The following is a 12,890-nucleotide window of genomic DNA, read 5'->3' as shown; positions in this document are numbered from 1 at the left end:
CGTACGCGGGGAGCACGCGAGCCAGCTCGGCCACGGCGCGTGCAGGTCGGGACCACCCCCGCGTACGCGGGGAGCACGGCTGTGCGCTCACCCGCGCCACCAGCTACGGGGGACCACCCCCGCGTACGCGGGGAGCACGTCGTCGCCCAGCCGTTGGACGAGTGGCAGAAGGGACCACCCCCGCGTACGCGGGGAGCACCCCTCCGGGCTGTCCCGGCGCATGAACCGCCTGGGACCACCCCCGCGTACGCGGGGAGCACACTTCTGGATCATGATGGTGTCTCCCGTGGTGGGGACCACCCCCGCGTACGCGGGGAGCACTCGGCATCCCACGACGCGCCCTGGCCGGGGCCGGGACCACCCCCGCGTACGCGGGGAGCACGCGATTAGGTTCTCCCGCATCCTCGCGGACAAGGGACCACCCCCGCGTACGCGGGGAGCACTTCAAAACGCATTGGCGGCGCATCGGCGAAGCGGGACCACCCCCGCGTACGCGGGGAGCACGTCGATCACCGCCGCATCTCGGCGACGATGGTGGGACCACCCCCGCGTACGCGGGGAGCACGTCCACCCGGATCGCGAACTGCACCGCCGACAGGGACCACCCCCGCGTACGCGGGGAGCACGAGAAAGCGGCGTTGGCCGCGGTGCCGTTCATGGGACCACCCCCGCGTACGCGGGGAGCACAGGAGATGATGCTTCCGCCCGTTGCTCGGTCGGGGACCACCCCCGCGTACGCGGGGAGCACCACACGACAACGCCGCGTTTGCAGGGTGTTGTGGGACCACCCCCGCGTACGCGGGGAGCACTTCTTGTCTTCGGTCTTCTTGACCATCGGCTGGGGACCACCCCCGCGTACGCGGGGAGCACGGCAAGACGGCCCCCTGGATGCCGTGGCTCGACGGACCACCCCCGCGTACGCGGGGAGCACGTGGTGGCCGGTCGCCAAACTTCGAGGGTGCGGGGACCACCCCCGCGTACGCGGGGAGCACTGCAACATCATCGACGAGGCGTTCGCCTACATGGGACCACCCCCGCGTACGCGGGGAGCACGCGAGCCTCGACCACCCCGGCGAGATCCACTGGGGACCACCCCCGCGTACGCGGGGAGCACACTTGTTGACCTGCGCTTCTAAAGATCAACAGTCTGGTTTTTGTTCACTCGCTAGTTCCTGCCATGTCTTCTGAGGCACCGTGTTCTGACGTTTGCGCTGCGCAAATTGGACATTGGCGTCTCTGGGGTGTCATCGCGAATGTACCGGCTGGTCGGGATTTCGCACGTGGCGGCGCTCCCGGCATGGTTTTGAGCTGGCCTTTGTCACTCGAAAGTGGAAGCGCATGTGGTTCTTGTCGTACCTGTCTGCTTGGGTCGCCGCGTGAACAGCGCGGTGGGGCTCAGCGACGCCGCCCGGGTGGTGTGGGGCAAGTCTGGCGACCTTGTGACGCCGTTGCCGTTGTGGCGTCACATGGCTGACAGCGCCGATGTGGCCGGGCGGTTGTGGGATGAGTGGTTGCCGAGGTCGGTGCGTGACCGGATCGCCTGTGAGTTGCCGTTGGGGTCGGACGACGGGCGGCGGCTGGTCCGGTGGGTTGCGGGGGTGCATGACATCGGGAAGGCGACCCCGGCGTTCGCCGGGCAGGTGCCTCATCTGGCGGGGCGGATGCAGGATTTCGGATTCGTTTTCGATCAGCGGGTGGCGGCGGACCGGCGGGCTGCGCCGCATGCGACGGCGGGCTTCATTGTGCTTTGCGATTGGCTGATTGCCGTGCACGGCTGGGATCCTTCGTCGGCGGCGATGTTCGCGGCGGCGATCGGCGGGCACCACGGGATTCCGCCGACCGACGGTGAGATCCAGGTGGTGCGGGAGCGGCAGTTTCTGCTGGGCGTGGAGGGGCTGTGGCCTGGGGTCCGCGCGGAGTTGCTGGCGTGGATGGCGCATCGGGCGGGGGTGGCCGAGCGGCTGGCGGCGTGGGGTGACGTGGTGCTGACCCGTCCGGTCCAGGTGTTGTTGACCGGTGTGGTGATCGTGGCCGACTGGATAGCGAGCAATGAGGAGTTGTTTCCCTACCACTTCATGGCGTCCGATGAGGAACGTTTGGCGGCGGGTTGGGAGAGCTTGGACCTGCCTGCGCCGTGGCGGGCGGTGAGACAGGACTTGCCGGCTGAGGAGTTGTTCGCGCGGCGGTTCTCGTTGCCGGAGGGTGCCAGCCCGTACCCGGTTCAGTCATCGGTGCTTGAGGTGGCCCGAGCGATGCCGGTACCTGGCCTGTTGATCGCGGAGGCGCCGATGGGGGAGGGTAAGACGGAGGCGGCGTTGGCGGCGGTCGAGGTGCTGGCCGCCCGGAACGGCGCGGGCGGTTGTTTCCTGGCGTTGCCGACACGGGCGACCAGCGACGCGATGTTCAGCCGGGCGCTGGAGTGGGTGAGCAGGCTGCCGGACGCGGACGTCGGCCGTGGCGCGTACGGCGTGGCGCTGGCGCACGGCAAGGCGAGCCTGAACACCGAGTTCTCTGAACTGTTCCGCCGATCGTTGCCGAGCCAGATCGGTTGCGATGAGGGCGGGGCGGAGACGTCGGCGCACCGGTGGATGGCGGGCCGCAAGCGGCCGATGCTGTCGAACTTTGTCATCGGCACCGTCGACCAGTTGCTGTTCGCGGCGTTGAAGGCGCGTCATGTGGCGCTGCGTCACCTTGGTCTGACGAGCAAGGTGGTGGTGATCGATGAAGCGCACGCCTACGACGTCTACATGAGTCAGTACCTCGACCGGGCCTTGGAGTGGCTGGCCGCTCATGGGGTGACGGTCGTTGTGCTGTCGGCGACGCTTCCGGCGGGTCGGCGCGCGGACATGATCAAGGCGTACGACGATGGCCGGTTCGCGGGGCAGAACCTCGGCGCGATCCAGCCGAGGCGCTGGGCTGTTCCTGCTGTGGCGGCGGATCCGTACCGGGACCTGCGTGCGGAGGCTCGGTATCCGCTCGTGACCGTCTCGGCCGAGGAACGCGGCGGGCGCGCGGTGGGCTGCGCTATTTCGGGTCGCGGGGCGCAGGTGCTGGTGGAGCGTCACGACGACGATGTGGAGGCGTTGGCGGCGACTTTGCGAGCGGCGCTTGCCGAGGGGGGTTGCGCGCTGGTGGTGCGCAACACCGTGCGGCGGGTGCTGGCCACCGCGGACCGGCTGCGGGAACTGCTGGGGTCGGACATTCCGGTCTCGGTGACGCATTCGCGGTTCATGGGGCCGGATCGGGCAGCGAAGGACCGGTGGCTGCTGAACACGTTCGGGTCGCCGCGTCAGGTGCGGGAAGCGGGTGGGAGCCGACCGCAGCGGCACATTGTGGTGTCCAGCCAGGTCGCGGAGCAGTCGCTGGACATCGACTTCGATGTGCTGGTGACCGATCTGGCGCCGGTGGACCTGGTGCTGCAACGCATCGGTCGGCTGCATCGCCACCTGCGGTCCGAGCGGCCCGCCTCATTGGCGTCGCCGCGTTGCCTGATCACCGGAGCAGACTGGGCGGCGACACCCCCGGAGCCGGTGAGCGGCTCCCGGCGCGTTTACGGCCGCAGCGCGCTGCTGCGCGCCGCCGCGGTGCTGTGGCCGCATCTTGTGGAGGGTGTGCCGGTGGGCATCCCCGCCGACATCTCTCCTCTGGTCCAGGCCGCCTACGGAGAAGACCTGCCCGGCCCGGTCGAGTGGCGGCCAGTGCTGGCGGAGGCTGAGCAGCAGCGGGCCGAGAGCGATTCGGAGCGCGTCCGCCGCGCCGGCACGTTCCGTCTCGGGCCGGTCGGCAGCCCCGGCGACGACCTCACCTCCTGGTTGCACGCCGGTGTCGGCGACGCGGAGTCGGCCGGCGACGACGCGCGGGGCCGGGCACATGTGCGCGACGACGGCCCGCCGACCCTGGAAGTTCTGGTCGTCGTCCGGACGCCGGATGGCTGGCAGATTCCACCGTGGATCGACAACCGCGGCGGACAGATCCTGCCGGTGGACGCGCAACCGCCAAGAGGCCTGGACCGGGCACTGGCGTCATGCACCCTCTCGCTGCCCGCCGAGCTGGCCGCCGAGCATGTCATCGACCGGGTCTTGGCCGAACTGGAAGCCCGCACCTATATCGAGGCGTGGCAGAAGAATCCCTGGCTGGCCGGCGAACTGATCCTCGATCTCGATCCGGACGGCCGCACGTGCCTGGCGGGATTCAACATCGAATACGACGCTATCGACGGCCTGCGGATCAGCAAAGCCGACTCGTAAGGGTGAAAGCCGCTGTCGGCAACGCGACATCGGCGGCGCGCCGCTGACCAGCCCCGACCCCGTCGGCAACGCGCGCCTAGCCTGCGGAATCCCTGCCTACGCAGGGAACACGGAAGCGATCCGGAGCAACAGAGGATCACCCCGAGCAACTCTCGGGAGCCATTAGCGTCCTCGGAGTAACAGGTTCCGGCAATAGCTGACCTTTGTGGAAGGAGGGCCAGGCACGTGAACAGCGCACCTCTCAGCTTTCCGTTGACGACAGCGGACTGGATACCAGTGCTCGGCCGCGACGGGCGACCACACCACGGCGGTATCCGCCAAGTCCTCGACGACGCGGACCGCTTCACCACCCTCGCGGGCGACCTGCCGACGCAGTCCTTCGCGATCCTGCGGATCCTGCTCGCCGTCCTCCACCGCGTCACCGGACCGGACAACGACCGCACCTGGCGCGCGTTGTGGAACAGCCCACGCCTGCCGGTCAGAGACATCGAGGACTACCTCGACGCGTTCGCCGACCGCTTCGACCTGCTCCACCCCGTCACACCGTTCTTCCAGGTGGCGGACCTGCGCACCGACAAAGACGAACCGGTAGGCCTGACCCGGCTGATCGCCGACGTGCCCAACGGCACGCCCTACCTCACCGCCCGGCTCGGGCACGCCCTGGACTCGATCACAGCGGCCGAGGCGGCCCGGTGGCTGATCCATTGCCAAGCCTACGACCCCTCGGGCATCAAGTCCGGCGCCGTGGGCGACCCACGGGTCAAAGGCGGAAGGGGTTATCCGATCGGCGTCGGCTGGTGCGGCAATCTCGGCGGCACGTTCCTGGAAGGCGACACCCTACGGGAAACCCTGCTGCTGAACCTGGTCCCGGAGCACGTGCCGGTGCTCGACCGTCACCCCGGGGACCTGCCCGCGTGGGAACGCGCCCCACACGGCCCGGCCGAGGAAAGCACCCGCACCCGAGGCCCCCACGGCCCGCTCAGCCTCTACACCTGGCAGTCCCGCCGCATCCGCCTGTTCGGCGATGCCGAGAAGATCACCGGTGCCTTGATCGCCAACGGCGACAAACTCGACCCCGTCAACCAGCAGCGCTGCGAACCCATGAGCGCGTGGCGGCACGGCAACGCGAAGAAGAACGAGAAGGTTCCCTACCGCCCGGCACGCCACGACCCGGCCCGCGCCCTGTGGCGGGGCCTGGCCGCGCTGCTACCCGGCAAACCCGTCCCGGCCACCAAGGACGGGCCCGCCGTCGTCGCCCCGGCCGTCACCGAGTGGCTCGCCCGGCTGCGCCGCAGCGGCCACGTGCCCGCCGACCACCGGGTCACCCTGCATGCCGTGGGCATCGCCTACGGCACGCAACAATCCGTCGTCGACGAAGTCATCGACGACATGGTCACCATGCCGGTGCAGGCATTCGGATCCGACAGCGACCTACGCACCCTGATCATCGACGGGGCCGCGGACGCCGAGGCTACCGTCGCCGCGTTGCGCGACCTCGCCGCGAACCTGGCGCGTGCCGCCGGCGCCCGTGGTGACGCCCCCGCCGAGATTGCGGCCACGGCCGCCGAATCTGCCTTCGCTGCCTTCGACCATGAGTTCCGGCAATGGCTGTCCGGCCTGCACGCCGACACGGACTCGGCAGCCGCCCGCGCCGAGTGGCACCAGCGCGCCCGCCGACTCGCTCTGCACCTGGGCGGCGACCTGATCAGCCGTGCCGGACCGGCGGCCTGGACCGGGCGTGAGGTCGGCGGCGACAAGCCGAGACTGATCTGCACCCCGCTCGCCGACCTGTGGTTCCGGCGCAAACTGCACACCGCCCTGCCCATGACCAGCCCACAAAACGACCACACCCCGACTCAGGAGGTGGTGCCGTGACCAGCACCGAAACCCCACCCGGCGCTACGACATCCAAGCCGCCCTCCGACACCCCGCGGCTGCGGCCACGCCGGCGCCGCGAGTTCGGCGAACACGTCGCACGCACCGTCGACGAACTGCAACGGCGGCTCCTGCACGGGAAGGGCTCAACAGCCACCGCCACGATGGCCCATCTGCGCGCCGCAGCGAGCCGGGCGCCCGGCGCCGATTACACGATCCTGGACGTCACCGCCGTACCGGGCTCCTTACTGACCCGCCCCGGAGACGAACCGACCTGGCAGGAATGGGCCAAACACAGCGCGCTCACCCTCTACGCAGTGCACCAGCAGTCCCTCGACGAACCGATGCACCGCCCCGGAGCCGGCATCGGTGCCGCCGTCAGCCGGCTCGCCGCGGCCGGCAACAGCCCCGAGGCGGTGCGGCGCAGATTCACCGCCCTGGGCTCTGCAGCAAGCTACGACGCCCTCACGTACCACTTGCGAGGCATTGCCGGGCTCCTGCGCCAGCATCGCATCAGCATCGACTACGGCCTGCTCGCCGACGATTTGCTGACCTTCCAACAGCCCGGCGGCCCCGACCGCATCCGCGCCCTGTGGGGGCGCGAGTTCTACCGCATCGCCCGAACCACCGACCACCCCTCCGACGACACCGAGACCACCGGCAAGGAGTGACCATGCCCCGCACGATCGTCGACATCCACATCCTGCACAGCGTCCCGCCCAGCAACCTCAACCGCGACGACTCCGGATCCCCCAAGACCGCCGTCTACGGCGGCGTGCGCCGCGCCCGCGTCTCCAGCCAGGCATGGAAACGGGCCGTCCGGCTCGCCTTCAAGCAACACCTCGACCTGTCAGAACTGGGCGAGCGCACCATGCGCGTCGGCGAAGCGGTGGCCCGACTGATCGAACGCGACGCCCCGGACCTGGCTGAACAGTCGGCCACGCTCGCCAACGGAGTTCTCGTCGCAGCCGGCCTGGTCAAGAAGGAACCCAAGAAGAAAGCCAAAGCCGGAGCGGAGAACCCGCACGCCGAATCCGAGTACCTGCTCTTCCTCAGCCGTCGGCAACAGCAGAACCTGGCCGCGCTGGCGATCAACGCCGCCCACGCCGGCCACGATCCCGACGCCAAGGCGGCCAAGAAGGCCGCCAACACCGACCATTCCCTCGACGTGGCCATGTTCGGCCGCATGGTCGCCGACGTCAGCGACATCAACGTCGACGCTGCCGTCCAGGTCGCCCATGCCATCAGCGTTCACGCCGTCGACAACGAGTTCGACTACTTCACCGCCGTCGACGACCGCAAACACGAAGAACAAGAAACGGGCGCCGGTATGATCGGCACCGTCGAATTCAACTCTTCGACCCTGTACCGGTACGCCACCATCGACGTCAACCGGCTCCACGACACCCTCGGCGACCTGAAAGCCACCCAGCAGGCCGTTGAAGCCTTCACCACCGCGTTCGCGACCAGCATGCCCAGCGGCAAACGCAACACCTTCGCCAACGGCACCCGCCCTGACGCGATCATGGTCCAGCTACGCGACACCGCAGCGGTCAACCTCGTCGGGGCCTTCGAAGAGCCCGTCGGCCGCACAGGCGACACCACCGGCCGGGTGGCGCTGGCCGCCCAAGCCCTCGCCGCCCACACCCGAGACGTCCACCATGCCTACGGCGACAATCCCGTCGCCGCCTGGATCACCCACGTCGGTGAACGCACCGCCGACCTCGCCGCCCTGGGCACCGTGGTGCCGCTGCCCGAACTCACCACCGCGCTCGGCAACCAGATCGCCGCGCGCCTCACCCCGGCATGAGCACCCTGTTGATGCGCCTCGCCGCCCCCTTGCAAGCGTGGGGAACCCGCAGCCGGTTCGTGTACCGGCACACCGAGATCGCCCCCACCAAGAGCGGCGTCATCGGCATGCTCGCCGCAGCCCGCGGCCTGCGCCGCACCGACCCCCTCACCGAACTCCTCGGCCTCGACTTCGGCGTCCGCATCGACCAGCCCGGCCAGCGGATACGCGACTTCCAAGTCGCCCGGACACTCGACGGCAGCGACAGCATGCCCCTGAGCTTCCGCTACTACCTCGCCGACGCCGCATTCCTGGCCGCCGTCTGCGGACCCCGCGACCTGCTCGACAGCCTGGCCGCCGCACTGAACCGACCCCATTTCCCGGTGTACCTCGGCCGCCGCTCCTGCCCGCCCGCAGGACACCTGAACCTGGGCGTCCACGACGGAGACCTCACCGCCCACCTGCGAACCTGGCCATGGCAAGCATCACCACACCACCAACGCCGCCACCACGCGCCCACCGTTCGTCTGGAAATCCTGCGCGACGCCCGGCCTGACGAAACCATCACCGAACCCAGCCACGACGAACCGCTGAGCTTCGACCCCGCCCACCGCCAGCACGCCTGGCGCCGCGTCGTGCGCCTGCACACCGACATCACCAACCCCCGCGCGAAGCCTCTCCAGGACCACGACCCGATGGAAGTCCTCGAAGGATGAACATGCACCTCACCCGACTACGCCTCAACCCCGCCCGCCGCGGCGCCCGGAAACTCCTCACCTCCCCGCAGGCCATGCACGCCGCCGTCCTCGCTGGGTTCGCGCAACCCCACGGCCACACCCAGCCCCATGCGCGTACCCTCTGGCGCCTCGACGAGAACCGCGACCGCCGCATCACCCTCTACCTCTCCAGCCCCGGCACACCCGACCTCACCCACCTGGTCGAACAAGCCGGCTGGCCCACCACCGAAACCTGGACCACCCGCCCCTACCAGCCCTTCCTCGACCGCCTGCACGCCGGCCAGCAATGGGCTTTCCGGCTCACCGCCAACCCCGTACGAGACGGCCGCAAGACCGACGACGCCAAAGACACCCAACGCTTCGGCCAGGTCACCGTGCAACAGCAAATCGACTGGCTGTATCGACGATCCGAGAAGAACGGCTTCGCCCTCAACGCGAACCCCACCGGCTCACCCGACACCGTCGTGCACCAACGCCGCACCCACAGTTTCAGCCGCGGCAACGGCAACCGGCCGGTCACCCTGGCCGCCGTCACCTACGACGGCACCCTCACCGTCACCGACGCCGAGGCGCTCCGCAAAATGATCAGCAACGGCATCGGACATGCCCGAGCCTACGGATGCGGCATGCTCACCCTCGCCCCCCTCCGGTCGTGAGCATCCCCGGCGTACCACCACCCGAAATCCCCGACCTCACCCGAGCCCAGGACCGCATCAGCTTCGTCTACCTCGAACGCTGCGTCATCCACCGCGACGCCAACGCCATCACCGCCACCGACGACCGCGGCGTCGTGCACCTACCCGCCGCCACCCTCAGCGTTCTGCTGCTCGGCCCCGGAACCTCCATCACCCACCAGGCGATGATGCTCATCGCCGACAACGGCGCCACCGCCATCTGGGTCGGCGAACGCGGCGTCCGCTACTACGCCCACGGCCGCACTCTCGCCAAATCCAGCCGCATCCTGCTCGCCCAAGCCGCCGCCGTCAGCGACCGCAACCGCAGACTCGCCGTCGCCCGCGCCATGTACCGCATGCGCTTCCCCGGCGAGGACACCGGCCGGCTCACCATGCAACAACTCCGCGGGAAAGAAGGCGCACGCGTACGACGCTGCTATCGCGAACATGCTCAGCGAACCGGCATCACCTGGGCACAACGGGACTACAACCCGGACGACTTCGCCAGCGGAGACCGCATCAACCAAGCACTGTCGGCCGCACACGCCTGCCTGTACGGCATCGTGCACGCCGCCATCGTCGCCGTCGGCGCCGCACCCGGCCTCGGCTTCGTACACACCGGACACGAGCGATCCTTCGTCTACGACATCGCCGACCTCTACAAAGCCGAGATCACCATCCCGGTCGCCTTCGACATCGCCGCCAGCGACTCAGCCGACATCGGCGCCGACACACGACGTGCCGTACGCGACCGTATACACCAAGGAACAATCCTCGACCGCTGCGTACGCGACATCCGCAACCTGCTCCTCACCACACCCAGCGGCACCATCGACGACGAATGGCCAGACGACGACGGAACCGAGGACGAGGTCAACCTCTGGAACGAGGACGGCACCGAAGTCCCCGCCGGCCTCAACCACGCCTACGAGGTCGACTTCTGATGACCGTCATCATCCTGACCGCCTGCCCGCAAGGACTCCGCGGACACCTCACCCAATGGCTTCTCGAAATCGCCGCCGGCGTCTACGTCGGCCACATCAACCCCCGCATGCGACTACGACTGTGGGCCCGCGTCAACGAACTCGCCGGTCCCGGGCGAGCGCTCCTTGTCTACCAACGACCCGGAGAACAACGACTCAGCTTCGAAGTCCACGACCACACCTGGGAACCCGTCGACTACGACGGACTTACCCTGATCAGACGACCCAGCGAGAAGCGAGTGCACAACCCGGCCGCACCCACAGGTTGGAGCAACGCCAGCAGACGCAGAAAGTTCGCACGCAGAGTCCCGCGGGCACCGGAGGCACCAACCACAGATCGCGGCCAAGGCGAGTGAACAAAATCCGCACTGTTGATCTATAAAGCAGCAGGTCAAGAAGTGTGCTCCCCGCGTACGCGGGGATGGTCCCTCCACCGCCACGGCGGCGAGCCGGTCTGCCCGGTGCTCCCCGCGTACGCGGGGATGGTCCCTGCGGGTCCAGCACGACGAGATCCGGGCACGGGTGCTCCCCGCGTACGCGGGGATGGTCCCTCCACCAGGTCGACACGGCCGGGGTTGCGCATGTGCTCCCCGCGTACGCGGGGATGGTCCCAAGTTGGGGATGCGCTGGCTGCAAACCTCGACGTGCTCCCCGCGTACGCGGGGATGGTCCCCGACGCCGGCGCCGGATCGTGGAACGCGCGGCGTGCTCCCCGCGTACGCGGGGATGGTCCCTGGAAGTCGTTTTTGCTGGGCGCGGCAGTCGGGTGCTCCCCGCGTACGCGGGGATGGTCCCCAACGCGTCGATGACTCGGCCGCGCTGAAGAAGTGCTCCCCGCGTACGCGGGGATGGTCCCCGGATCGTGGACCCACCCGCGGTGGCGACGAAGTGCTCCCCGCGTACGCGGGGATGGTCCCGCCTCCACCACCGCCGGGCGGGACAGATCCCGGTGCTCCCCGCGTACGCGGGGATGGTCCCAGAACGGATCACCTATTAGCGATGACTCTTGAGTGCTCCCCGCGTACGCGGGGATGGTCCCAGCTTCGATTGCTCAGGGCTTGTGGTCTATGCGTGCTCCCCGCGTACGCGGGGATGGTCCCCTCGCGCCGTCGAGCCTGGCGTGCCGCAGATCGTGCTCCCCGCGTACGCGGGGATGGTCCCGAGGCGGCCGCGCGGGCGAGCGCCCGCGCGGCGTGCTCCCCGCGTACGCGGGGATGGTCCCGGCAGAAGCCCGACACCGCGAATGGTGTCGGGGTGCTCCCCGCGTACGCGGGGATGGTCCCTGGATCAACAACGCGGGCACGTTGGCCCCGGTGTGCTCCCCGCGTACGCGGGGATGGTCCCGGCACGGCGCCGAGCCTGCGCGGCCTGCTGAAGTGCTCCCCGCGTACGCGGGGATGGTCCCACGAGCTGGCGGGCTTGAATGCACGCGAAGACGTGCTCCCCGCGTACGCGGGGATGGTCCCTGGGTGCCGCACAGCCGGTAGTCGGGCCGTAGGTGCTCCCCGCGTACGCGGGGATGGTCCCAGCCGTTCCGCGGGCGCGGAGTGGTCGAACCCGTGCTCCCCGCGTACGCGGGGATGGTCCCCTGCGCGAGGCGGGCCGTCAGATCGCCGAACAGTGCTCCCCGCGTACGCGGGGATGGTCCCTGGTGTCCAATGGGGACGTCCCCGATCAGGACGTGCTCCCCGCGTACGCGGGGATGGTCCCACCCGGCCCGGCAGATCCGGATCATCCTGCGAGTGCTCCCCGCGTACGCGGGGATGGTCCCACCGTCGAACCCTCACCGTGGTTGTGGTCGTCGTGCTCCCCGCGTACGCGGGGATGGTCCCTGAAAGCCGCTGGGGCGCTGCCGGTAGCCGGCGTGCTCCCCGCGTACGCGGGGATGGTCCGAGAACGCGGGGATTGCCGGGGTGATCGTGTCGTGCTCCCCGCGTACGCGGGGATGGTCCCACGATTCGGGCCTAGCCCGTCCGTCCTGGATTGTGCTCCCCGCGTACGCGTGGATGGTCCTCTCGACCGATACTGCTCGGCTGGTCGCCTGGTTGCTGAGCGACGAAACGGACTGGATCATCGGCCAAACCATTGCCTCGGATGGCGAGTGGTCATCACGATGATCCCGTCCTGTCCTTTGCCATCGAGGTGTGTCCGCTGTGCGAACGCACTTTGTCATTGATGGGCCGAACGGATGACGCCCAGGGCTCCGAAGAGATGAGGGTCCAGAGGATCGTTCCGGGCAAGAACCGAGCATCCAAGTGCGGTCGAAACTCAAGGCGATTTGATCACCGGGCGACCCGATCAATGGAGCCAAAACCCACGAGCCGCTGGTGTCACTAGTCGCGGGCCGAATCATTCCGGCTTTGGTGGACCGGTGATCTGTCGGCAATTGTCGTCCTCGCCCGCGCGTGGTCTTCTAACGCACTACTGGATTCTCCACTTCGGGCGCTCGGGCGCTCGGGCGGACGTGAGCCTGAGTGGCGGCGGGCTTCAGGTGTGGCTGTGTGGGGCTTTTCGGCGGGTGGTGAGTCGTTCGATGATTGGTGTTTGTCGCATGGTGGTCAGTTCGATCAGCTTCGCTGGTGGGG

At 68.9% G+C, this 12,890-nt stretch carries 8 protein-coding genes and 2 CRISPR repeat arrays; all 8 genes read left to right on the top strand.

What is annotated here, in order from left to right; all coding sequences use genetic code 11:
- Window positions 1–48 precede the first annotated feature (48 nt).
- Window positions 49–1,114: direct repeats of the CRISPR family, unit length 29 nt; unit sequence GGGACCACCCCCGCGTACGCGGGGAGCAC.
- 262 nt (window positions 1,115–1,376) lie between these two features.
- The 8 genes from cas3 to cas2e all read left to right on the top strand — a co-directional run bounded on the left by cas3 (window position 1,377) and on the right by cas2e (window position 10,661).
- Entirely contained in the window at window positions 1,377–4,247 is a 2,871-nt protein-coding gene (gene cas3, locus IEY73_RS31905; protein WP_229716357.1) for a CRISPR-associated helicase Cas3', read from the top strand.
- A 225-nt stretch (window positions 4,248–4,472) separates the two neighbouring features.
- Window positions 4,473–6,122, top strand: coding sequence for a type I-E CRISPR-associated protein Cse1/CasA (casA, locus tag IEY73_RS31900; protein WP_189083077.1), 1,650 nt, complete (start codon window positions 4,473–4,475; stop codon window positions 6,120–6,122).
- A complete protein-coding gene (gene casB, locus IEY73_RS31895; protein ID WP_189083076.1) occupies window positions 6,119–6,793 on the top strand; it encodes a type I-E CRISPR-associated protein Cse2/CasB in 675 nt (224 codons plus the stop codon). Before casA ends, casB begins: the two co-directional genes overlap by 4 nt.
- A 2-nt stretch (window positions 6,794–6,795) precedes the next feature.
- Complete coding sequence (cas7e, locus tag IEY73_RS31890; RefSeq protein WP_189083075.1) at window positions 6,796–7,932, top strand: type I-E CRISPR-associated protein Cas7/Cse4/CasC; 1,137 nt, start codon at window positions 6,796–6,798, stop codon at window positions 7,930–7,932.
- On the top strand, window positions 7,929–8,627 hold the full coding sequence (gene cas5e / locus IEY73_RS31885; protein ID WP_189083074.1) for a type I-E CRISPR-associated protein Cas5/CasD: 699 nt from the start codon (window positions 7,929–7,931) through the stop codon (window positions 8,625–8,627). Before cas7e ends, cas5e begins: the two co-directional genes overlap by 4 nt.
- 2 nt (window positions 8,628–8,629) lie before the next feature.
- The gene (cas6e, locus tag IEY73_RS31880; protein WP_189083073.1) at window positions 8,630–9,304 is read left to right on the top strand and encodes a type I-E CRISPR-associated protein Cas6/Cse3/CasE; all 675 of its coding nucleotides are present in this window, start codon (window positions 8,630–8,632) and stop codon (window positions 9,302–9,304) included.
- Window positions 9,301–10,266, top strand: a complete 966-nt coding sequence (gene cas1e, locus IEY73_RS31875) for a type I-E CRISPR-associated endonuclease Cas1e (RefSeq protein WP_189083072.1) — start codon at window positions 9,301–9,303, stop codon at window positions 10,264–10,266. Before cas6e ends, cas1e begins: the two co-directional genes overlap by 4 nt.
- Entirely contained in the window at window positions 10,164–10,661 is a 498-nt protein-coding gene (cas2e, locus tag IEY73_RS31870; protein ID WP_306661572.1) for a type I-E CRISPR-associated endoribonuclease Cas2e, read from the top strand. The genes cas1e and cas2e overlap by 103 nt, the downstream gene beginning before the upstream one ends.
- A gap of 44 nt (window positions 10,662–10,705) precedes the next feature.
- Window positions 10,706–12,319: direct repeats of the CRISPR family, unit length 29 nt; unit sequence GTGCTCCCCGCGTACGCGGGGATGGTCCC.
- Window positions 12,320–12,890: the final 571 nt, after the last annotated feature.

Source organism: Mangrovihabitans endophyticus (genome assembly GCF_014646155.1).
In the GTDB taxonomy this organism is placed as follows: domain Bacteria; phylum Actinomycetota; class Actinomycetes; order Mycobacteriales; family Micromonosporaceae; genus Actinoplanes; species Actinoplanes endophyticus.
Note: the sequence above shows the minus strand (reverse complement) of the source record. Positions and strands in the feature narration are given on the sequence as shown.